This window comes from Enterobacter sp. P82 (assembly GCF_037053385.1).
Taxonomy (GTDB): domain Bacteria; phylum Pseudomonadota; class Gammaproteobacteria; order Enterobacterales; family Enterobacteriaceae; genus Enterobacter.
Genome location: NZ_JBALHX010000001.1, coordinates 286,092 through 307,063, shown reverse-complemented (window position 1 = coordinate 307,063; position 20,972 = coordinate 286,092). Strand labels below are relative to the sequence as shown.

The window sequence follows — 20,972 nt, the reverse complement described above, 5'->3', positions numbered from 1 at the left end:
TAAAGGGCGGGGATTTCCCCGCCTTTATTTCGTAAGACAGGACTCCAATTCATGGCATACACCACCTTTTCACAGACGAAAAACGACCAGCTCAAAGAGCCGATGTTCTTCGGCCAGCCAGTCAACGTGGCACGCTACGATCAGCAAAAATATGACATCTTCGAAAAGCTGATTGAAAAGCAACTCTCCTTCTTCTGGCGCCCGGAAGAGGTTGACGTCTCCCGCGACCGTATTGATTACCAGTCGCTGCCGGATCACGAAAAACATATCTTCATCAGCAACCTGAAGTACCAGACGCTGCTGGACTCCATTCAGGGCCGCAGCCCGAACGTGGCGCTGCTGCCGCTGATCTCCATTCCGGAACTGGAAACCTGGGTGGAAACCTGGGCGTTCTCTGAGACGATCCACTCCCGTTCTTACACCCATATCATTCGCAATATCGTTAACGATCCGGCGGTGGTGTTTGACGATATCGTCACTAACGAGCAGATCCAGAAACGCGCAGAAGGCATTGCTCACTACTACGACGAACTGATCGAGATGACCAGTTACTGGCATCTGCTGGGCGAAGGCACCCATAACGTGAACGGCAAAACCGTTACCGTTAATCTGCGTGCGCTGAAAAAACAGCTGTATCTGTGCCTGATGAGCGTTAACGCGCTGGAAGCCATTCGCTTCTACGTGAGCTTTGCCTGCTCTTTCGCCTTTGCCGAACGCAAACTGATGGAAGGTAACGCCAAAATCATCCGTCTTATCGCCCGTGACGAAGCCCTGCACCTGACCGGCACCCAGCACATGCTGAACTTGCTGCGCAGCGGCGTGGACGACCCGGAAATGGCGGAAATCGCCGAAGAGTGCAAACAGGAGTGCTATGACCTGTTCGTGCTGGCGGCTCAGCAGGAGAAAGAGTGGGCAGACTACCTGTTCCGCGACGGCTCCATGATTGGCCTGAACAAAGACATTCTGTGCCAGTACGTTGAGTACATCACCAACATCCGTATGCAGGCTGTCGGTCTCGATCTGCCGTTCCAGACGCGCTCCAACCCAATCCCGTGGATCAACACCTGGCTGGTGTCCGATAACGTGCAGGTTGCGCCGCAAGAAGTGGAAGTGAGTTCTTACCTGGTCGGTCAGATTGACTCCGAAGTTGATACTGACGACCTGAGCAACTTCCAGCTCTGATGACACGCGTAACGCTACGTCTTTCTGGCACCGAAGTGCTGTGTCAGGAAGAGCACCCTTCTCTGCTGGTGGCGCTTGAGGCGAACCAGGTTGAGGTTGAGTATCAGTGTCGTGAAGGCTATTGCGGCTCCTGTCGCTGCCGTCTGGTGACCGGCCAGGTGGACTGGCTGACCGAGCCGCTGGCTTTTATCAGTGAAGGGGAAATTTTGCCCTGCTGCTGCCGGGCAAAAGGCGATATCGAGATCGAGATGTAAAAAAAGGGCCTTACGGCCCTTTTTCTATTTTAAGAACGTCACCGCTTTATCCGGGAAATCCGTAAACAGTCCGTCCACGCCCGCCTGGTTATACAGCACGTCGTAAAGCTGATTCACGTCCGTGGCATACGGCGGCAACTGGTCTGCACGCACCGTATAGGGATGGACCTGCATCTTGCTGGCATGCGCCTCTTTTACCATCGCCGTCAACTTCACGTGCCCCGGCGTTGAGCCTTCCGCCACCAGCATGTGATAATCCGGCCCGATGCCATCGGCGTACTGCGCTATCTGCTTCATCGCCCCCGGCTTAAACATCCAGTCGTAGTTGTAGTTCACCCACTTCCCGTCCGGCTGCTTCTCCTGGGTTTCGTTCCAGTCGGTATAGGCAATCAGCTGCACCAGATTGAGATCCATCCCCCTCTTCGGCTCCAGCTCGGTTTTGATACGCTTCAACTCAGCGGCGTCAAAACACTGCAGATACACCTTGTCCTTCTTGCTGGTGTATCCGTACTGCTTCAGTACGTCCAGCGTTTTGGCCGCAATGTCTTTCCCTTCCTGGTGGTGGAACCACGGCGCCTTGATTTCCGGGTAGATGCCGATGTTTTTACCGGTTGAGTGGTTCAGCCCCTGAACAAACTCAATCTCTTCCTGGAAGGTATGGATCCGGAAGTCAGATTTGCCCATCGGGAAGCGTCCCGGATAGACCTGCACCTTCTTGCCGTTTTCGATCTCAAAGCCTTCGGTAAATTTCAGCGAGCGAATTTCCGCCAGCGTGAAGTCGATGGCGTAGAAACGGCCATCTTTGCGGGCACGATCCGGGAAACGCTCCGCCACGTCCGTCACGCGGTCAAGATAGTGGTCATGCAGGACGACCAACTGGTCGTCCTTCGTCATCACCAGATCCTGCTCCAGGTAATCCGCGCCCTGCGCATAGGCCATCGCTTTTGCCGGGAGCGTATGCTCCGGCAGATAGCCGCTTGCGCCGCGGTGGGCAATAACGATTTTATCTGCCGCCAGCGCGGAGCCTGTCATCAAACCGGCTAGCAGCAGACCGGTGGCTAACTGAGTTAATTTCATTGCAATGCTCCTTATTGACGACGCGCCAGCACTTCAGCGTGGTGACGTTTTTCGCCGATCATCACAACAATCAGCAGCAGAACCGCCAGCACGCTACCGCCAATCATCACCATAAAGCCGCCGTCCCAGCCAAAGAAGTCAACGGTGTAGCCCACAATGGCACTTGCCGCGACCGACCCACCCAGGTAGCCAAACAGACCGGTAAAGCCCGCCGCCGTGCCCGCCGCTTTTTTCGGCGCCAGTTCCAGGGCGTGCAGACCAATCAGCATTACCGGGCCGTAAATCAGGAAGCCGATGACAATCATACAAGCCATGTCCACACCCGGGTTGCCCGGCGGGTTAAGCCAGTACACCACGGTGGCGATGGTCACCAGGGTCATAAAGAAGACGCCCGTTGCGCCACGGTTGCCTTTAAACACCTTGTCCGACATCCAACCGCAAATCAGCGTACCCGGGATCCCGGCATATTCGTACAGGAAGTAGGCCCAGGAAGATTTATCCAGCGCGAAGTGCTTCACCTCTTTCAGGTAGGTCGGAGACCAGTCCAGAATGCCGTAGCGCAGCAGGTAAACGAACACGTTCGCCACCGCGATGTACCACAGCAGTTTGTTTGGCAGCACGTACTTCATGAAAATCTGTTTCGCGGTCAGCTCTTCTTCGTGCTTCTCGCTGTAATCATCCGGGTAGTCGTTTTTGTACTCTTCGATCGGCGGCAGACCGCAGGATTGCGGTGTATCGCGCATCAGGGCGAAGGCAATAATCGCCACCAGAATAGCGCCAAAGGCAGGCATATAGAGCGCCGCGTGCCAGTCGTTGAACCAGGCCATCCCCAACAGGAACAGAAGAGGTGGAATACCGCCCCCCACGTTATGCGCACAGTTCCACACTGACACGATGCCGCCACGTTCCTTCTGCGACCACCAGTGCACCATGGTGCGTCCGCATGGCGGCCATCCCATCCCCTGGAACCAGCCACAGAGGAACAGCAGCACGAACATGATGGCAATACTGGAGGTTGCCCACGGCACAAAGCCCATAAACAACATCACCGCTGCCGCCAGGATCAGACCGGCTGGCAGAAACACACGCGGGTTCGAGCGATCCGACACGGAACCCATAATGAATTTGGAAAAACCGTAGGCAATGGAAATTCCCGACAGCGCGAACCCCAAATCACCACGCGAAAAGCCCTGCTCCACCAGATAAGGCATGGCGAGCGCGAAGTTTTTACGCACCAGGTAGTACGCCGCGTACCCGAAGAAAATCCCCAGGAAAATTTGCCAACGCAGACGACGGTATAGCGGATCAATTTCTGCCTCAGGCAGACGCGCACGATGCGGCGCGGGTTTGAAGATACTGAGCATGACAGCCTCCGTGGCCAGGTATTGAATTTACTGGGGTTTTACTGCCCCATACTCCAGAGAGGCGGCGATGTTAAGAAATCACGGTGATTGTTACTGTGAATCAACGCACAGATTGTTACAGAAATATGACAGAATGCGCAAAAAAGCGCATGAAATCACGTTTCACTTTCGAATTTCGCTCGTTTGTGTTCGAAATCAAACAAACCATAGTTTTCATGTGGCTAAATGGTAAAAAAACGAACACAGAGGGATGACAATGACAATTCACGATCCACGCTACAGCGATGTGATTATCATTGGCGGCGGTGCGACCGGTGCCGGCATCGCACGTGATTGCGCACTCAGGGGGTTGAGCGTCACGCTTCTGGAGCGCCATGATATTGCGACAGGCGCCACCGGGCGCAATCATGGCCTGCTTCACAGCGGTGCCCGCTACGCCGTTACCGATGGCGAATCGGCCCGTGAATGTATTGCCGAAAACCAGATCCTGCGGCGGATTGCTCGCCACTGCATTGAACCAACAGACGGCTTGTTTATCACGCTTCCCGAAGACGATCTCGCCTTTCAGGCTACCTTTATTACCGCCTGCCGCGCGGCGGGGATTCAGGCCGAGGCCATTGACCCGGCCCTGGCGCGGAGCATTGAGCCCTCCGTCAACCCGATCCTGACAGGGGCGGTAAAAGTACCAGATGGCACGGTTGATCCCTTCCGCCTGACGGCCGCCAATATGCTTGATGCCCGCGAACATAGTGCACGCATCCTGACCGGGCATGAAGTGACCGGGCTTATCCGGGAAGGTCACCGCGTCTGTGGCGTGCGGCTTTTTAATACGCAATATAACGAACACAGCGAACTGTATGCTTCCGTGGTCGTCAACGCGGCGGGGATCTGGGGGCAGCGGATTGCGGAGTATGCCGACTTGTCTGTTCGCATGTTTCCGGCAAAAGGCTCGCTGCTGATCCTCGACCATCGCATCAATAACCATGTGATCAACCGCTGCCGCAAACCGTCTGATGCCGATATTCTGGTTCCGGGCGATACCATTTCGTTAATCGGTACCACCTCAACCCACGTGGACTACAGCGAGATTGATTACAACCGTGTAACCGCCGAAGAGGTGGATATTCTGCTGCGTGAAGGGGAAAAACTGGCCCCGGTGATGGCTCAGACCCGGATCCTGCGCGCCTACGCGGGTGTGCGTCCGTTGGTTGCCAGCGATAACGACCCAAGCGGGCGTAACGTCAGCAGGGGCATTGTGCTACTCGATCACGCTGAACGCGACGGCATGGAAGGGTTTATCACCATCACCGGTGGCAAACTGATGACCTATCGTCTGATGGCCGAATGGGCAACCGATGCCGTCTGCCGCAAACTGGGTAATACCGAGCCGTGCAAAACGGCAGAACAACCCCTGCCCGGCTCACGTCAGTCTACCGAGAAGACACTGCAAAAAATTATCTCTCTGCCCGCCCCCCTGCGCGGTTCGGCTATCTATCGTCATGGTGACAGGACACCGGTCTGGCTGGGCGAAGGCCGGCTTAGTCGCAGCCTGGTCTGCGAGTGCGAAGCCGTAACCGCGGGCGAAGTACAATATGCGGTGGAGAATCTGACCGTCAATTCTCTGCTCGATCTCCGCCGCCGCACCCGGGTTGGAATGGGGACGTGTCAGGGTGAGTTGTGCGCCTGCCGTGCTGCCGGGTTATTGCAACGCTTTCATACCACCACCGCGACCCAGTCGCTCGATCAACTCAGTGCTTTTTTAAACGAGCGCTGGAAAGGCATTCAGCCTGTCGCCTGGGGAGATGCTCTGCGTGAAAGTGAATTTACCCGCTGGGTCTACCAGGGGCTTTGCGGACTTGAGAAGGAGCAACACGATGAAATTTGATACCGTGATCGTCGGCGGCGGGCTGGCGGGTCTGCTCTGTGGCATCAAACTCACGAAGCAGGGGCTACGCTGCGCCATTATCACCCGGGGCCAGAGCGCCCTGCACTTCTCGTCGGGCTCGCTGGATCTGGTGGACGAAACGTACCGAGAAAAACTTCCGCCAGAGCATCCTTATCATCTGACTGGCGCGCAGCATATTGATCGCTTTGCCCTGGAAACCGAAGCGTTATTGGGCGATTGCGGCGCACGCCTGCAGGGAAGCGCCAGGCAAAATCATCAGCGCGTTACACCACTCGGCACCCTACGCTCCGCCTGGCTCAGCCCGGAGGAGGTGCCCGTCGCACCGTTCAACTCCGCGCGTGTGCGGGTGGTGGGTATTAGCGGTTTTCTGGATTTTCAGCCCCATCTCGCGGCGGCATCACTTTGTCGCCAGGGGGTAAACGCTGAAACAGCAGAAATAGAGCTGCCTGAGCTTGATGTCCTGCGCGACAACCCGAGCGAGTTTCGCGCGGTGAATATTGCCCGTTTTCTTGATCATGAAGAGAGATGGCCGCTGCTGTATGAGGCGCTCAAACCGCTTGCAGAAGGGTGCGATGCGCTGTTTATGCCCGCCTGCTTTGGCTTAAACGACAATCGACTCTGGCGCTGGCTGTCCGATCGACTGCCCTGCACACTCGGTTTACTGCCGACGCTGCCCCCGTCGGTTACCGGTATTCGCCTGCATACCCAGCTCCAGCGCAAATTTGTTGCGCAGGGTGGCGTCTGGATGGCGGGTGATGAGGTGAAAAAAATCACCCTGACTGACGGGGAAGTGAGCGAAATCTGGACGCGCAACCACGATGATATTCCGCTTCGCGCCCGCTTTACGGTGCTGGCAAGCGGCAGTTTCTTCAGTAACGGGCTACTGAGCAGTCGGGACGGCATCCGCGAGGCCATAATGGGCCTGGATGTCCGGCAAAGCGCCTCCCGAGCGGACTGGTATCAGAGTGATTTCTTCACGCCACAGCCCTGGCAACAGTTCGGCGTCATTGTCGATAACCACCTGCACCCGCAACTTTCGGGTAAGTCAGTCAGGAATCTCTTTGCTATCGGCTCGCTTCTTGGCGGATATGATCCTATCGCCCAGGGCTGCGGTGGCGGGGTCTGCGCCGTCACGGCGCTGTATGTGGCAGAGCAGATTAGCCAGCGCATGGAGGCTGAACAATGAGCGATACCCGTTTCGAAAGCTGCATTAAATGCACAGTGTGTACTACCGTCTGCCCGGTCAGCGGCGTAAATCCACGTTATCCAGGTCCGAAACAGGCCGGGCCAGACGGTGAGCGTCTGCGACTGAAAGACGGTAAGTTGTATGATGAGGCACTGAAGTACTGCATCAACTGCAAACGCTGTGAAGTTGCCTGCCCGTCGGATGTCAACATTGGCGACATTATCCAGCGCGCCCGGGCGCGTTATAGCACGCAAAAACCATCATTGCGGGATGCCATTCTCAGTCACACCGATTTGATGGGGAGCATCTCGACGCCGTTCGCCCCACTGGTGAATGCCGCGACAGCTCTCAAACCGGTGCGCCAGCTGCTGGATGCGACACTGAAAATAGACCATCACCGCAGCCTGCCGAAATATTCTCACGGTACCTTCCGTCGCTGGTATAAATCCGTCGCGGCGCAACAGGCGCAGTATGCCGAACAGGTGGCGTTCTTCCATGGCTGCTATGTAAATTACAACCACCCACAGCTGGGTAAAGATCTGCTTAAAGTGCTGAATGCGATGGGGACGGGCGTTCAGTTGCTCAGTAAGGAAAAATGCTGCGGCGTACCACTGATCGCCAACGGATTTACGGATAAAGCGCGCAAGCAGGCCAAAAGCAATGTCACCTCACTGCGTGAAGCCATCGTCGACAAGGGGATTCCGGTGCTGGCCACCTCGTCTACCTGTACCTTCACCCTGCGCGATGAGTACCCGCATCTGCTGGACGTGGATAACACCGGGCTGCGCGAGCACATTGAACTGGCAACACGCTTCCTGTGGCGCAAACTGGATAGCGGGCAGACGTTGTCGCTGGGGAAATTGCCGCTCAAAGTGGTTTATCACACGCCCTGCCACATGGAAAAAATGGGCTGGTCGCTCTATACGCTTGAACTGCTACGCTTAATTCCAGGGCTTGAACTGACGGTGTTGGATTCCCGCTGCTGCGGTATTGCGGGAACGTACGGTTTCAAAAGTGAAAACTACGAAACGTCACAGGCGATTGGCGCCCCACTGTTCCGTCAGATTGAGGAAAGCGGCGCGGATATCGTGGTAACCGACTGCGAAACCTGCAAGTGGCAAATAGAGATGTCCACCAGTAAGCGCTGCGAACATCCGATCACCTTACTGGCGAGGGCTCTGGGCTGAACATGACCGGGGCGAGAAGCCCCGGCCAACGTTTTACTCAACGAACAGCGACTCGACAACGTTTATCCAGCCGTGCTCGCTGGCTACCTCTTTGCCATTCAACCAGCGGCGCAGCATGTTCAGCGCCATCATGGCGCAAACTTCCTGCCGTATCGCCAGGCTGTGGCGGGTGATACTCATTTTTACCCTCAGGGCATACGTGCCTTCCGGTGTCGCCAGCGCAAAGTTAAGGTATTCCTCATCCAGCCCACCGACAAACAGCGCCAGCCCGGCAAAATGTTTCACCCTACGCTCAGAAGCCCAACGGGCGGTCTGCGCCAGTGTTTCTTGCTGGAACGGCACCACTTCGCTGGCCAGCAACGGCGCATTGACGCGCGATAACTGCAGCGCCAGCAGGCCGCCGGTGAACTGCTCGCTTAAGGTCACGCTCAGTTGACGAGACTGCAACTGCTTCGCAATCTGCGCGGGCAACCCTTCCGTCCCTTCAAAGATCAAGCTTTCACCCGCCACACGCTGCACCTCAGGCCAGAGTGCCAACATCGCCGCTTTCTGCTCTGCAGGCCCCGTCAGCTTGAGTTCAATGATCGGCATGGAGGACCGATACCCCATTGATACGTCTGGCGGCAGTTGCAGGTGATCAAGACTCTGGGCCAGATCGCTTTCAGAGCGGCCAAAAGTCGTCAGACGCAGGCAAAGCGGCGGTTCCGGCAGGGTAAAACGATCGCGAAGGCGCGGCAGGATCTGCTGCTCAACCATCACTTTAAATTCTGAGGGTACACCTGGCGTGAAGAACATCAGACAGCGGTTCAGTTGCATGGCAAATCCACATGCGGTACCGACCGGGTTATCAACCAACTCAGCGCTGGCGGGAATTTCAGCTTGTTTGCGGTTGCTGGGTGCCATGACACGGCCGCGTTCGGAGAAAAAGCGTTCCATCTGCGCCAACCACGCCTCATGTAATACCAGCCCTTCACCTTTTGCTGTGGCAGCGGCCAGTGCGCTGAGATCGTCACTGGTGGGGCCAAGTCCGCCATTCACAATCAACACGTCACACTGTTCGCTGCGCTCGCGCAGGATATTGACCAGTGACTCAAGATTGTCGCCCACCGTGTTGCGTCGCGTTAACGGTAATCCTTGCTCAAAGAAAAGATCGGCAAGCCAGGCAGCATTGGTGTCGATAATCTGTCCATGCAGCACTTCGTCGCCGGTGGATAACATCTCCACGTTAATCATTATGTTCTCCCGCTTAAATAGTCAAAACACTATAACGCAAACGCGGGATGGAGCAGAGAGAAACTGGCGCGACAGAATGCCGCGCCGGAGTGATTAGAAACCTGCGCTGACGCCCACGTACGGGCCGTCGGCCAGCGCGTTGTCGCGGTTGCCGTCTTTACCAGCCAGGTTCAGATAGCGATAGCCTGCTTCGATGGTAATTGGACGCATAATGGTCCAGCGCGCACCGGCGTTGGCTTCTTCATAGCTTTCAATACCGCTGGAGAGCGAGTCCGGGGAATAGTAATACTCACCAAACAGACCGAAGCTGTCGCCAATTTTCCACTGCAGACCGCCACCCACTGCCGCCGCATAGCCTTCATCACCGTCGTTCGGGTTGGTATAAATACCTTTACCGCCGACCGTGGCCAGGAATGGACCAAGAGGAATGTTCAGACCCAGGCCAAGGCTGGCTGCGTCGCCGTCGTCATCGTTATGCGTCCAGCCACCGGTCATTGCCAGACCGGACGTCTCGGTGCCTACGCCAAAGCCCAGGTGGGTGTAATCCTCACCCGCTGAACCATTAATGCTAATGGCGTTTGCCGCCGCAGAAACAACCATCAGGCCGAAGCCCAGTAATGCCACTTTTTTCATTGTCGTGATCCCGCACAATTTATAGAGAAGTCCCAAAAACGCGAGATTTTAACCGGAGTCTCCCGGGGATCAAGCACTCTGCGTGCGGCGGACAGGTAGATTGTAACGAATTGATACCGCGGTTTTTTTTACGTGAGCAGCGGAAAGCGCATTTTTACGCTCAATCCGCCTAATGTTTCGCTGCGGGTTAGTTGAAGAGGGCTGCGGTGCAGCCGGGCGATATCGCTCACCAGCGCCAGACCGATCCCGGACCCGGCAGCCTCTCCGACATTATCCAGCCGATGGAACGGCAGCATCGCCTGGTGGATCTGATCCTCCTCAATACCGGGACCACTGTCTTCCACGCTCAGCTCAACGGTGCCCGCATCTATTCGCAGGGAAACGGTCACCATCCCTCCCGGCGGAGTATATTTAATCGCGTTCTCCAGCAGGTTGGCACACAGTTCTCCCAGCAGAACCTCATCGCCTTCAACCATTACCGCCTGTTGTACACCCTCATAACCCAGATCGATCGCCTTGCTGCGCGCCTGGGCCAGCCGTGAGAAACAGCAACTTTGTACCACCTGCACCAAATCCACAGGCGTAAAATGACGCTCCCCCTGCTCTTTACGTTTCACCGCCGAAAGTTGTAACAACCGCTCTGTGAGCACAATAGTGTCATCCAGAGTCGCATTCATCGCCCGCAGACTCTCCTGCCACAGCGCAGGATCCTGGCGAGTCAAGGCGACAGAGGCCTGGGTTTTGAGTACCGCCAACGGAGTTTTGAGCTGATGCGAAGCATCCGCATTGAAGCGTTCCTGACGCGAAAGCACACCGCGCAGCCTGTCGATATAGCGGTTAAAGGCCACGATCAACAGCCGGGTCTCAGACCAGGGTAATAATTCTGGTAGCGGCGTGAGCAAGCCCGGCTCACGGCGTACCATCAGCGACGAAAGCTGGCGCATCGGGCGCAGTACGCGACGCAACATCCACGCGGTTAGCACCAGGGTCAGCAGCACCAGCAGCCCCTGGGAAACCCATGATGAAAAAAGCAACTGGCTGGCAAGATAACGACGGGACTGGAGCGTCTCCGCGACGTAAATCTCGGCCATACCCATGATATTACCTTCATTGACGGGCTGCAGCAGACGCGCCACCCGAATCGCCTGCCCACGATATTCAGTATGGTAAAACCATGCCAGTGCCGGGTAGAGCGTGGTACGTGATGTCGCTGGCGGCATCTTCGGTAGATCGTCATAACCGGAGATCACCCGTCCGTCAGGGTCGACCACTTTATAGTAGAGCCGATCGTTCATATTGAGTTCAAAGCTGTCGAGAACCACCCAGGGCACATTTACTCCCAGCTTACCGTCATGAACGACCAGCCGTTCCGATATGGTGCGGGCAGAGGACAACAGCGTGCGGTCGTAAGCCTGCGTAGCCGCCTGCAATGCGCTGACATAGCTGTTAAAGGCTGAGAGCCCCCACAGCAACAGCAGTGGCAGACCGAGAAAAAGCAAGAGTTGCAGGTAAAGCGACTGCGGTTTAGCCCACTTCATCACCGCACTCCAGCACATAACCGAGTCCCCGCAGGGTCGTTACCCGCACGCCGCTGCCGCTCAGCTTTTTGCGCAGGCGATGGATGTAGAGATCGATGCTCTCCGGACTGACATCATCGTTCAGGCTGAACACCTGGTCGAAAAGCTGCTGCCGTGAGACAGGACGGGTTCGGCGAAGCATTAGCACCTTCAGCAGCGAAAGTTCACGCGGAGTGAGCGAAAGCGGCTCATCGCGCAGCAGAAAAAAGCCCTCATCGTCATACTCCAGCTCCCCCAGACGCTGACGCTCCTGGGTGCGCCCCTCGCTTCTGCGCAGCAGAGCGCGTAGTCGAGCATCAAGCTCCTCCAGCTCAAACGGTTTTGGCAGATAGTCATCCGCCCCGGCGTTCAGGCCCTTTACCCGGTCCGCCACATTGCTGCGCGCGGTGAGGAACAGAACCGGAAGCGTCTGTCCCCGCTTTCTGAGGCGTTGGACCACTTCGAGACCGTCAAAGCCGGGCATGCCGATATCCAGAATAGCAACCGCGTAGTTTTCACCCTGCAGCAGATGGTCGGCGGCACGCCCGTCGGAGACGCAGTCCACGGCAAAACCTTCCTGCACCAGCGCCTTCTCCAGCCAGTGAGCCAGCTCACGGTTATCTTCCGCCAGTAAGAGACGCATGTCACATCCTGTAAAGTTGGTGTCCCATTGAAAGGGAAATGAAAGGTTATTGTTTTAACAATCACGCAACGGAACCGCTACAAGGTGGTTCACATAATCAGAAAAAAACCGATACCCGTACCCCGGCGTGAGGATAAACAATGAAAAAACAATTACTTTCGACCCTTGCTGTAAGCGTATTGATGATGAGTGCCTCTGTCGTTCAGGCGCAGGATGCGCCATCCCGCACCGAGTGCATCGCACCGGCCAAGCCGGGCGGCGGCTTTGATCTCACCTGTAAACTGATTCAGGTCAGTCTGCTGGAAACAAAGACCATCGAGAAACCGATGCGCGTGACCTACATGCCTGGTGGTGTGGGCGCTGTGGCTTACAACGCCATCGTGGCGCAACGTCCTGCGGAAGCGGGCACGGTGGTGGCCTTCTCCGGTGGCTCACTGCTGAATTTGTCTCAGGGCAAATTTGGCCGCTACGGCGTGGATGATGTGCGCTGGCTGGCCACCGTCGGTACCGACTACGGCATGATTGCCGTGCGCGCGGATTCCCCGTGGAAATCCCTGAAAGATCTGCTGACCGCCATGGAAAAAGACCCAAACAGCGTGGTAATTGGCGCAGGTGCGTCTATTGGCAGTCAGGACTGGATGAAAGCCGCTCTGCTGGCGCAGCAGGCCAAAGTGGATCCGCACAAGATGCGCTACGTGGCCTTTGAAGGTGGCGGTGAGCCGGTCACGGCGCTGATGGGGAATCACGTTCAGGCGGTTTCCGGCGATCTCAGCGAAATGGTGCCGTACCTGAGCGGGGATAAAATCCGCGTGCTGGCGGTCTTCTCCGAAAACCGTCTGCCGGGGCAGCTGGCGAACGTCCCAACCGCCAAAGAACAGGGTTATAACCTGGTCTGGCCGATTATCCGTGGATTCTTCGTCGGGCCAAAAGTGACCGATGCGGAATATCAGTGGTGGGTCGAAAGCTTCAACAAACTCCAGCAGACCGAAGAGTTTAAAAAACAGCGCGATCTGCGCGGACTGTTTGAGTTCAACCTGACAGGTAAACCGCTGGACGAGTATGTCAAAAAACAGGTCAATGACTATCGCGAACAGGCTAAAGCCTTTGGCCTGGCCAAATAACCGGAGGGGATATGAGCGATCGTATTTTTGCCGGAATATGGCTGCTGCTCTGCATTGGCGGACTGTTCGTCGCCTGGCAGATCCACAGCGAATACAGTTATGAACCCGTGGGGCCACGTCCTTTCCCAATGGGCATTGTCGGCCTGATGCTACTCTGCTCAGTAGCCCTGCTGCTCCGCCACCCGGATACGGTGGAGTGGCCACCACGCCGCATTCTTCAACGTCTGCTGGTGATGGTAATAGTGCTGCTGATGTATGCCTGGGGATTTGAGTGGCTCGGTTTCCCGGTTGCCACCGCCATCCTGACAATGGTGATTGGCATGCTGTTCAACGCCACCCTCCCCGCTGCGGGGATCTCAGGTGCCGTGATGGGGATTTTACTGTGGTACGCCTTTGACCGCCTGCTGGACGTGACGTTACCCCTCGGTGCATGGCTTAATTAACGGAGCACGCTATGGATACCTGGATTTATCTCTCACAGGGGTTCGCCGTGGCGATGACCCCGGAAAACCTGGTGATCGCCCTGATCGGCTGCTTCGTCGGGACCATTGTCGGCCTGCTTCCTGGTCTTGGGCCGATCAACGGTGTAGCCATTTTACTCCCGCTGGCATTTGCCCTTCATCTACCTGCGGAATCAGCACTGATCCTGCTGGCGACGGTCTATATTGGCTGCGAATATGGCGGACGTATTTCGTCAATATTGCTCAACGTGCCAGGAGATGCTGCGGCGATTATGACCGCACTGGATGGTTACCCGATGGCGCGCCAGGGGCGCGGTGGTGTGGCGCTTTCTATCTCTGCGGTCAGTTCGTTCTTTGGCTCGCTGATTGCCATTGGCGGCATCATTCTGTTCGCCCCTGCACTGGCGCAATGGTCGCTGGCGTTTGGCCCGGCAGAATATTTTGCCCTGATGGTGTTTGCTATCGCCTGCCTCGGCAGCATGATGGCGCAAAATCCGCTGAAGTCATTTTTGTCTGCGCTGATTGGCTTAGGGTTAGCCACTGTCGGCGTGGATGCCAACACCGGGGTGTATCGCTTTACCTTCGACAGTGTTCACCTGTCCGACGGCGTGCAGTTTATCGTGGTCGTGATTGGTCTGTTCTCTGTCTCTGAGATCTTACTGATGCTGGAACATACCAGCAGCGGGCAGACGCTGGTGCGTAAAACCGGGCGCATGCTCTTTAGTGCCAAAGAAGGTGCACAGTGTATCGGCACCACGCTGCGCTCCTCAGTAATTGGCTTCTTTGTCGGTATTCTGCCGGGGGCCGGTGCCACCATTGCCAGCGCCATTACCTACATGACCGAGAAAAAGCTCAGTGGCAACAGCGACAGCTTCGGCAAAGGGGATATTCGCGGCGTTGCTGCGCCTGAGGCAGCCAATAACGCTTCGGCCTGCGGCTCGTTTATTCCCATGCTGACGCTCGGTGTTCCCGGCTCCGGTACCACGGCGGTGATGATGGGTGCACTGACGCTCTATAACATCACTCCGGGGCCGGCCATGTTTACCGAGCAACCGGACATCGTCTGGGGGCTGATTGCAGCGCTGTTGATCGCCAACGTGATGTTGCTGGTGATGAATATCCCGCTGATTGGGCTCTTCACCCGCATGCTGACGATCCCGCTGTGGTTCCTGGTACCTGCCATTGCGGCCGTCTCGGCGGTTGGGGTGTATGCGGTACACAGTACCACCTTCGACCTGATTCTGATGGTGGTACTGGGAGTATTCGGCTACATCTTACGTAAAATGCACTTCCCGATGTCGCCGCTGATTTTAGGCTTTGTGCTGGGAGAGATGCTGGAGCAGAACCTGCGCCGCGCCCTGTCCATCAGTAATGGCAATATGTCCATCCTGTGGGGCAGCAGTGTGGCGAAGGTCCTGTTAGCGATGGCTATCATGGTCATTGTCGTACCACCGGTATTACGCCTGCTGCGTCGCCGCCAGCGTAAACCTGCGTCGGATATCGGCTGATTACCCTTTTAACAACGTCGTGACCCACTGTTTCAACGCCTGGCGGGAGATCTTAATCCCGCCATTTTTTAGCGCTGTCGGCAACACCAGCCAGTGAGCTGGCTGCTCAAAGCGAGCCAGTTTGTCCTGTACCCAGTTCGGGAAATGGGTAATATCCGTTCCCGGTTCGCACTCCACCACTGCCACCGGGCGCTGCCCAAACTCAGCATCGTCCAGCGGGACGATAAACACCTGGTTAATTTGCGGATGACGGGCGATAACCCGTTCAAGACTTTCAGGCTGGATCCCTTCTCCACCGCTAAAAAAGAGGTTGTCCATACGCCCCAGAATTGTCAGCCGGTCATCATGCCATTCACCGCGATCGCGGGTAGCGAACCAGCCCTGCTCATTCGTCAGTGGGATCAACGCCCCGTCACGCCAGTAGCCTGAAGCTATGCTTTGCGCTTTGATCCAGACTTCACCATCAACCACCTGCACTTCTCTGCCCGGCAGCACACTGCCTACGTCCGGCTCGCCGTCCGCCTCTTTCGCACAGACAGTTGAAGCAAACTCCGTCAGGCCATAGCCACAGAAGGTGCGAACGCCCTGTTTTCGTGCTTCCTCTGTCATTTCAACAGGAATTGCCGCTCCGCCGAGCAGAACAGCTTTCAGCGCAATATGTTGCTGAGTGTTAAGCAGACGCCAGAGCTGTGTCGGTACCAGAGAAGCGTGGGTACAGCCCTGCAGTGCCTGCTCAAGCGGCTGCTTTTCGCGAACGGTTAAGCGAGCTCCGGCCAGCAACCAGCGCCATAAAATTCCCTGACCGGAAACATGAAACAGCGGTAGCGAAAGTAGCCAGTCATCGTCATTACCGTAGGGTATAAGCGACAGGACGCCTCGCGCACTGGCAAGATGGGCGGCGCAGGTATGAACCGCAGCCTTAGGCAGCCCGGTCGAGCCGGAGGTCAGCGTCATGGAGGCCAGTCGTGTGGGCTGCCACGTAACACGATATTCACCAGCGTGCTCGCGCATGTTCAGGGCAGGAAGACCATCGTAGGTGCCATTCAACACCAGCGCAAAGCGCAGTGTCATCTGCGGAAGTAACACCTCCAGCAGATGACGCGGCAACTGCGGGTTAACGGGAAGAATACGTGCCCCGCACTGGAGCAGTGCCAGCCATGCCATCAAGGTTTGCGGATGATTATGGGCAAGCAGCAGCACACCGTCGCCCTCTCCGACGCCCTGCTGCTGAAATCCTGCCGCAAAGCGGTCGACACGTGCACATAGCTGTTGCCAGGTAAGCACCTCATCGTTCAGCCTCAGCGCCGGCTTATCCGCAGCCTGCGCACACCAGTGCCGCCACGGCCAGTCGGTAAAACTCATAGCAATGGCTCCAGCGCCTCAATATCGAGGCACGGCAGCGAACTGTCCGGCCACTGGCGAATAAGCTGAGCCTGCATCAGGTTTAGCGTGTCGAGACCCGGGATCGTGTCTGGCGTTAACCAGGCAGCGATGCGTGCCAGTTGGGTCAGCCCAAGGCTGGATTCTATGGAGGAGCTGATCACCGCCGTCAACCCCAACGCATGTGCTGCTGCGACCTGCTCACGCACTTTCGCCAGAGTGCCAGTCAACGTTGGTTTAATCACTACCGCGCTGACGCCGGGCTCGGCGACAAATTCGAAATCCGCTTCGCGCAGGCTTTCATCCCAGGCGATGGCAATCCCCGTTTCCCGGGCAAACGCACGCGAATCATCGCGGGTTTTACACGGTTCTTCCAGGAAGGCAATGCGACTGCGGTATGCCGGATTAACGTACTTCGCGAATTGCTGCGCCTTCAGTGGCGTCCACGCGCGGTTAGCATCCAGACGCAGATGCAGATCCGGGATCGCTTCCAGCAGGAGGTTAGCGACCATTCCATCTCGCACCGCTTCGTACAGGCCAACTTTGATTTTCGCCACTTTCTCACCGGGCATGGCGGAAAGCAGGGCGAACAGTTCGTCCGGATCGCCGGTGCAAAGCGGTGCTGCGCGGTAATTAGCTTCTTGAGGCAAACTACCGTCGAGTTCCGCCAGCGCACAGCTAATGCCAAAAGCCGCGGAAGGAACGTCCGGCAACGCCGGATCTGCCCCATCACGCCACTCTCCGGCCCACGCCAGTAATGCAGACTGCGCGTCATCCAGCGACTCAAGGCTAAAGCCTGGCAGAGGTGAAATCTCCCCCCAGCCTTCCCGCTCACCCTGCTGCAGATGAACGAAGAAGCCGTCACGGGTTTTTAACCGCCGTTCACGCAGTACCACACCCGCGTCCATCGGTATCTGCCAGCGGTAAACCTGCGCGCGACGCATTACGGGTTCCGTTTGTATTTGCTGAAATCTGGCTGGCGTTTTTCGTTAAACGCGTTGCGCCCTTCCTGACCTTCTTCGGTCATATAGAACAGCATCGTGGCGTTGCCCGCCAGTTCCTGCAGACCCGCCTGACCGTCACAGTCGGCGTTCAGCGCGGCTTTCAGGCAGCGCAGCGCCATCGGGCTGTTTTGCAGCATTTCACGACACCAGCGCACGGTCTCTTTTTCGAGATCGGCAATCGGTACGATAGTATTGACCAGCCCCATATCCAGCGCTTCCTGAGCATTATACTGACGGCACAGGAACCAGATTTCGCGGGCTTTTTTCTGCCCGACAATGCGCGCCATGTAAGAGGCACCCCACCCACCGTCGAAAGAGCCCACTTTCGGGCCGGTCTGGCCGAAAATAGCGTTCTCTGCAGCAATCGTCAGATCGCACATCATGTGCAGCACGTGACCGCCACCGATGGAATAGCCCGCCACCATCGCCACCACCGGTTTTGGACAGGTGCGGATCTGACGCTGGAAATCGAGGACGTTCAGGTGGTGTGTACCCGCATCATCCTGGTATCCGCCGTAGTCACCGCGCACTTTCTGATCGCCACCGGAGCAAAACGCTTTGTCACCTTCGCCAGTCAGAACAATCACGCCGATGTTGTCGTCATAGCGCGCATCTGCCAGCGCCTGGATCATCTCTTTCACGGTCAGCGGACGAAAGGCGTTACGCACCTGTGGACGGTTGATGGTGATTTTGGCAATGCCGTCTGCGGATTTGTGGTAACGAATGTCAGTATAACCTTCGGAGCAGTCTTGCCATTCAACCGGAGCATAGAGCATGTGTTCATCAGGATAGATCATAGAGAGTCCTTTATTCGAAGACGCAGTATCTGAGCCAGACACGCAGCAACTGCACCCGGGTTTTCCCGGTGGGCGTTGTGTCCGGCGTTGGGAATTGCATGGCGAACGGCGTTCAGTTCCGCGGCAAGAGCCGCAAACTTGTCATCATGTTCACCATATAAATATTCAAATGGGAAATTGCGGGCGCTGAGCGCGGCACGCAAATCAGGCTGCACGGCCAGCGATGTCGCCTCCAGCATCATCGCCAGATTCAGGCCGTTGTTCTGGCTGCGCAAAGTAATCAGCACTTTACGTTGGGTCTCCGTCAGGGACGCAAAGACGGGCTGCTGATACCAGTCAGTAAAGACTTTATCCAGCGGTTCAGTACGAAAACGCTGTGCCCAGCGGTGATCAGATACCCGCCGCGTGTTGCGCTCTTCGTCATCCTGCAGACCCGGATGTCCACCTTCCACAATCACCCCCAGCAGCCCCTGTGGCTGCTGACAGGCATGGAACATCGCAATGCGGCCGCCGAGGGAGTACCCGATAAGCCAGAAGTTAAGTATGTTGTAACTAAGTAAGGTTCGGGTGAGCATATTGCTCATCTCGTTGAACCCCGTCACGCCAATGCTCCCGGATCCACCGTGCCCCGGCAGATCCAGGTACAGCCGGGGATAATTGCTGAGCATCTCGCCAACGACCTGCCACTCACGGCAATCCCCGGAGAAACCGTGCAAAAAGACCAGCCAGGGATAACCTGGTTTTCCAGCCTGTTGCACACCCGAGAGGATCACAGCTGGCTCACCTGTGCCAGCAGGCTTTGCAGCATCTGCGCGCCGTCAGCATCATTCACCACCAGCTCAATCAGCGTTGCTCCCGGCTGTTTCCAGGCGGTGCTCAGCGCCATATCAAGCTGTTCCCAGTTTTCCGGGCGATGGTATTTCAGGCTGAACATCGCCGCGGCATGTTCAAACTGGACATTCTGCGGCATCAGGTAAAAGCGTTCACGCTCGCTTTGCGGCGTTGGCAAAAGAGAGAAGATCTGCCCACCATTGTTATTGACCACAATCAGCACAAACGGGGCCGACGCCTGTCGTAGCAGCGCCAGCGCGTTGAGATCGTAGAGTGCGGAGAGATCGCCCACGATTGCCAGCGTCGATTTCGCGCTGGCGCGCTGCACGCCAGCTGCCGTTGAGATCAGCCCATCAATGCCGCTCGCGCCACGGTTGCTGTAAACCGGGTAACCCGCAGGCAGCTTCGAAAACGCGTCAATCAGGCGCACAACGAGGCTATTGCCGACAAACAGTTGCCCCTGCTCAGGCAGATACTGGCGAATACGGTGCGCCAGCCCGGCTTCACTCAATGCTTCACAGTGCGCTTTGGTGAGCTCCCACGCCTGACGCGAAAGCTCCGGGATCGCCACGGCCCAGGGTTTGCGTTTTTCCGCCGGATGGAGCGTAAGCCAGGTGTCGATACTGCTGACCAGACGACGCCCGCGATGGTGCGCCGGGTCGAGCCGTCCTTCCAGCGGATCCACCAGCCAGTATTCTTCCGGGGTGCACGTTGCCTGCCATTGCAGTAATCGCTTACCGGTTAAACTTGAACCAAGCTGGACAACAATCTGCGCCTGCGAAAGCTCAGTGACGGCTTTCGCATTTCCCAGCCAGAGATCGGCACACGGTAGCGGCTGACCGGTCTGAGAGAGCACGTCACCAATCAGCGGCCAGCCAAGTGTTTGCGCCCATTCAGCAACCAATTTGCCTTCAGCAGCGCTCATGCGCCCGGCGATAACCACGCCGCGTTTTTGCCGCCAGAAGAACCAGTCGCGTTGTTTTGCACTCTCAAGCTGCGTCTGCTCGCGCAGCCACGGTTTTTCGCTTTCCCACCAGTCACCAAGGGTGTGCTGCCACTCAAGGCCGGTGTTGTCCAGTTCGCCGTATAAGGGTTCGGCAAACGGGCAGTTGATATGCAACGCCCCACTGCGCAATGTCTCCATGGCGTGATCGACGGTGGATACCAGCCAGCTTGCCGGGATATCCTGCGTGGGACGCGGCAACGAGATTGTCTGCGAAGGGTGCGAGGAAAAGAGTCCCGGCTGACGAATAGCCTGATTGGCGCCGCAGTCGATAAGCTCAGGTGGGCGGTCAGCCGTCAGCAGGATCAGTTTTTCACCGGTTAAACCGGCTTCAATCAGTGCCGGATAGAGGTTCGCCACGGCAGTACCGGAGGTGACAATCACCGCTACAGGCTCTTTGCTGACCTTCGCCAGCCCCAGTGCCAGATGGCCAAGACCGCGTTCATCAAAATGGGTATGGTGAATGAATGCCCGGTTTTCAGCGGCCGCCAGCGTCAGCGGCGTTGAGCGAGAACCCGGCGCAATACACACGTGCCTGACGCCATGGCGCGTCAGGGCTTCAAGGATCACCGCCGCCCAGCGCCGGTTAAAAGAACTTACTGACATGAGATTGTCCGGAATCAAGATTACGACACAGTATAAATAA

At 56.9% G+C, this 20,972-nt stretch carries 19 protein-coding genes; 8 read left to right on the top strand and 11 right to left on the bottom strand.

Annotated features, from left to right (window positions below; all coding sequences use genetic code 11):
- Nucleotides 1-51 precede the first annotated feature (51 nt).
- Complete coding sequence (gene nrdB, locus WB237_RS01425; RefSeq protein ID WP_028016268.1) at nucleotides 52-1,182, top strand: class Ia ribonucleoside-diphosphate reductase subunit beta; 1,131 nt, start codon at nucleotides 52-54, stop codon at nucleotides 1,180-1,182.
- A complete protein-coding gene (gene yfaE / locus WB237_RS01420) occupies nucleotides 1,182-1,436 on the top strand; it encodes a class I ribonucleotide reductase maintenance protein YfaE (protein WP_114977668.1) in 255 nt (84 codons plus the stop codon). The genes nrdB and yfaE overlap by 1 nt, the downstream gene beginning before the upstream one ends.
- A gap of 24 nt (nucleotides 1,437-1,460) precedes the next feature.
- On the opposite strand, the gene glpQ is transcribed toward yfaE, so the two are convergent.
- Together glpQ and glpT are read right to left on the bottom strand one after the other, a co-directional pair.
- Nucleotides 1,461-2,513: a glycerophosphodiester phosphodiesterase gene (glpQ, locus tag WB237_RS01415; protein WP_208594210.1), complete on the bottom strand. Its 1,053-nt coding sequence runs from the start codon at nucleotides 2,511-2,513 to the stop codon at nucleotides 1,461-1,463.
- 11 nt (nucleotides 2,514-2,524) lie between these two features.
- The gene (gene glpT / locus WB237_RS01410; protein ID WP_008500232.1) at nucleotides 2,525-3,877 is read right to left on the bottom strand and encodes a glycerol-3-phosphate transporter; all 1,353 of its coding nucleotides are present in this window, start codon (nucleotides 3,875-3,877) and stop codon (nucleotides 2,525-2,527) included.
- 256 nt (nucleotides 3,878-4,133) lie between these two features.
- On the opposite strand from glpT, the gene glpA reads away from it, so the two are divergent.
- From glpA to glpC, 3 genes are read left to right on the top strand one after another with little or no spacing between them, the layout of a single operon-like run.
- A complete protein-coding gene (gene glpA, locus WB237_RS01405) occupies nucleotides 4,134-5,762 on the top strand; it encodes an anaerobic glycerol-3-phosphate dehydrogenase subunit A (RefSeq protein ID WP_336209601.1) in 1,629 nt (542 codons plus the stop codon).
- Nucleotides 5,752-6,969 carry a glycerol-3-phosphate dehydrogenase subunit GlpB gene (gene glpB, locus WB237_RS01400; protein ID WP_336209599.1) on the top strand — a complete coding sequence of 406 codons (1,218 nt, stop codon included), beginning with the start codon at nucleotides 5,752-5,754 and terminating at the stop codon, nucleotides 6,967-6,969. Before glpA ends, glpB begins: the two co-directional genes overlap by 11 nt.
- Nucleotides 6,966-8,156 (top strand): anaerobic glycerol-3-phosphate dehydrogenase subunit GlpC, encoded by a 1,191-nt coding sequence (gene glpC, locus WB237_RS01395; RefSeq protein WP_336209597.1) that lies wholly within the window; start codon nucleotides 6,966-6,968, stop codon nucleotides 8,154-8,156. The genes glpB and glpC overlap by 4 nt, the downstream gene beginning before the upstream one ends.
- A 33-nt stretch (nucleotides 8,157-8,189) precedes the next feature.
- Here glpC and WB237_RS01390 read toward each other — a convergent pair whose 3' ends face one another.
- From WB237_RS01390 to tctD, 4 genes are all read right to left on the bottom strand, one after another.
- Entirely contained in the window at nucleotides 8,190-9,389 is a 1,200-nt protein-coding gene (locus WB237_RS01390; protein WP_336209595.1) for a nicotinamide mononucleotide deamidase-related protein YfaY, read from the bottom strand.
- 93 nt (nucleotides 9,390-9,482) lie between these two features.
- On the bottom strand, nucleotides 9,483-10,022 hold the full coding sequence (locus WB237_RS01385) for a YfaZ family outer membrane protein (protein ID WP_114977662.1): 540 nt from the start codon (nucleotides 10,020-10,022) through the stop codon (nucleotides 9,483-9,485).
- A 128-nt stretch (nucleotides 10,023-10,150) separates the two neighbouring features.
- On the bottom strand, nucleotides 10,151-11,560 hold the full coding sequence (locus tag WB237_RS01380; RefSeq protein WP_336209590.1) for a sensor histidine kinase: 1,410 nt from the start codon (nucleotides 11,558-11,560) through the stop codon (nucleotides 10,151-10,153).
- Nucleotides 11,547-12,221 (bottom strand): transcriptional regulator TctD, encoded by a 675-nt coding sequence (gene tctD, locus WB237_RS01375; protein WP_336209588.1) that lies wholly within the window; start codon nucleotides 12,219-12,221, stop codon nucleotides 11,547-11,549. Before tctD ends, WB237_RS01380 begins: the two co-directional genes overlap by 14 nt.
- Nucleotides 12,222-12,361: 140 nt before the next feature.
- Between tctD and WB237_RS01370 the strand changes: the two genes are divergently transcribed.
- Genes WB237_RS01370 through WB237_RS01360 form a run of 3 tightly spaced genes read left to right on the top strand, consistent with a single transcriptional unit; the run spans nucleotide 12,362 to nucleotide 15,311 of the window.
- On the top strand, nucleotides 12,362-13,342 hold the full coding sequence (locus tag WB237_RS01370) for a Bug family tripartite tricarboxylate transporter substrate binding protein (protein WP_336209586.1): 981 nt from the start codon (nucleotides 12,362-12,364) through the stop codon (nucleotides 13,340-13,342).
- Between the two features lie 11 nt (nucleotides 13,343-13,353).
- Entirely contained in the window at nucleotides 13,354-13,785 is a 432-nt protein-coding gene (locus WB237_RS01365) for a tripartite tricarboxylate transporter TctB family protein (protein WP_114977658.1), read from the top strand.
- Nucleotides 13,786-13,796: 11 nt separating this feature from the next.
- A complete protein-coding gene (locus WB237_RS01360) occupies nucleotides 13,797-15,311 on the top strand; it encodes a tripartite tricarboxylate transporter permease (protein WP_114977657.1) in 1,515 nt (504 codons plus the stop codon).
- Here WB237_RS01360 and menE read toward each other — a convergent pair whose 3' ends face one another.
- From menE to menD, 5 genes are read right to left on the bottom strand one after another with little or no spacing between them, the layout of a single operon-like run.
- Nucleotides 15,312-16,673 carry an o-succinylbenzoate--CoA ligase gene (gene menE, locus WB237_RS01355; protein ID WP_336209585.1) on the bottom strand — a complete coding sequence of 454 codons (1,362 nt, stop codon included), beginning with the start codon at nucleotides 16,671-16,673 and terminating at the stop codon, nucleotides 15,312-15,314.
- Nucleotides 16,670-17,635, bottom strand: a complete 966-nt coding sequence (menC, locus tag WB237_RS01350; protein ID WP_336209583.1) for an o-succinylbenzoate synthase — start codon at nucleotides 17,633-17,635, stop codon at nucleotides 16,670-16,672. Before menC ends, menE begins: the two co-directional genes overlap by 4 nt.
- The gene (gene menB / locus WB237_RS01345) at nucleotides 17,635-18,492 is read right to left on the bottom strand and encodes a 1,4-dihydroxy-2-naphthoyl-CoA synthase (protein ID WP_336209581.1); all 858 of its coding nucleotides are present in this window, start codon (nucleotides 18,490-18,492) and stop codon (nucleotides 17,635-17,637) included. The genes menC and menB overlap by 1 nt, the downstream gene beginning before the upstream one ends.
- On the bottom strand, nucleotides 18,489-19,265 hold the full coding sequence (menH, locus tag WB237_RS01340; protein WP_336209579.1) for a 2-succinyl-6-hydroxy-2,4-cyclohexadiene-1-carboxylate synthase: 777 nt from the start codon (nucleotides 19,263-19,265) through the stop codon (nucleotides 18,489-18,491). Before menH ends, menB begins: the two co-directional genes overlap by 4 nt.
- Nucleotides 19,262-20,932, bottom strand: coding sequence for a 2-succinyl-5-enolpyruvyl-6-hydroxy-3-cyclohexene-1-carboxylic-acid synthase (gene menD / locus WB237_RS01335; protein ID WP_336209576.1), 1,671 nt, complete (start codon nucleotides 20,930-20,932; stop codon nucleotides 19,262-19,264). Before menD ends, menH begins: the two co-directional genes overlap by 4 nt.
- Between the last annotated feature and the right edge of the window lie 40 nt (nucleotides 20,933-20,972).

Excerpts from the sequence above, each read along its gene's own strand:
- menD (WP_336209576.1), bottom strand. The coding sequence starts at position 20,932 with ATGTCAGTAAGTTCTTTTAACCGGCGCTGGGCGGCGGTGATCCTTGAA.
- glpC (WP_336209597.1), top strand. The coding sequence starts at position 6,966 with ATGAGCGATACCCGTTTCGAAAGCTGCATTAAATGCACAGTGTGTACT.
- WB237_RS01390 (WP_336209595.1), bottom strand. The coding sequence starts at position 9,389 with ATGATTAACGTGGAGATGTTATCCACCGGCGACGAAGTGCTGCATGGA.
- WB237_RS01365 (WP_114977658.1), top strand. The coding sequence starts at position 13,354 with ATGAGCGATCGTATTTTTGCCGGAATATGGCTGCTGCTCTGCATTGGC.
- nrdB (WP_028016268.1), top strand. The coding sequence starts at position 52 with ATGGCATACACCACCTTTTCACAGACGAAAAACGACCAGCTCAAAGAG.
- WB237_RS01360 (WP_114977657.1), top strand. The coding sequence starts at position 13,797 with ATGGATACCTGGATTTATCTCTCACAGGGGTTCGCCGTGGCGATGACC.
- menB (WP_336209581.1), bottom strand. The coding sequence starts at position 18,492 with ATGATCTATCCTGATGAACACATGCTCTATGCTCCGGTTGAATGGCAA.
- menE (WP_336209585.1), bottom strand. The coding sequence starts at position 16,673 with ATGAGTTTTACCGACTGGCCGTGGCGGCACTGGTGTGCGCAGGCTGCG.
- glpA (WP_336209601.1), top strand. The coding sequence starts at position 4,134 with ATGACAATTCACGATCCACGCTACAGCGATGTGATTATCATTGGCGGC.
- yfaE (WP_114977668.1), top strand. The coding sequence starts at position 1,182 with ATGACACGCGTAACGCTACGTCTTTCTGGCACCGAAGTGCTGTGTCAG.
- WB237_RS01380 (WP_336209590.1), bottom strand. The coding sequence starts at position 11,560 with ATGAAGTGGGCTAAACCGCAGTCGCTTTACCTGCAACTCTTGCTTTTT.
- glpB (WP_336209599.1), top strand. The coding sequence starts at position 5,752 with ATGAAATTTGATACCGTGATCGTCGGCGGCGGGCTGGCGGGTCTGCTC.
- menC (WP_336209583.1), bottom strand. The coding sequence starts at position 17,635 with ATGCGTCGCGCGCAGGTTTACCGCTGGCAGATACCGATGGACGCGGGT.
- WB237_RS01370 (WP_336209586.1), top strand. The coding sequence starts at position 12,362 with ATGAAAAAACAATTACTTTCGACCCTTGCTGTAAGCGTATTGATGATG.
- glpQ (WP_208594210.1), bottom strand. The coding sequence starts at position 2,513 with ATGAAATTAACTCAGTTAGCCACCGGTCTGCTGCTAGCCGGTTTGATG.
- glpT (WP_008500232.1), bottom strand. The coding sequence starts at position 3,877 with ATGCTCAGTATCTTCAAACCCGCGCCGCATCGTGCGCGTCTGCCTGAG.
- WB237_RS01385 (WP_114977662.1), bottom strand. The coding sequence starts at position 10,022 with ATGAAAAAAGTGGCATTACTGGGCTTCGGCCTGATGGTTGTTTCTGCG.
- tctD (WP_336209588.1), bottom strand. The coding sequence starts at position 12,221 with ATGCGTCTCTTACTGGCGGAAGATAACCGTGAGCTGGCTCACTGGCTG.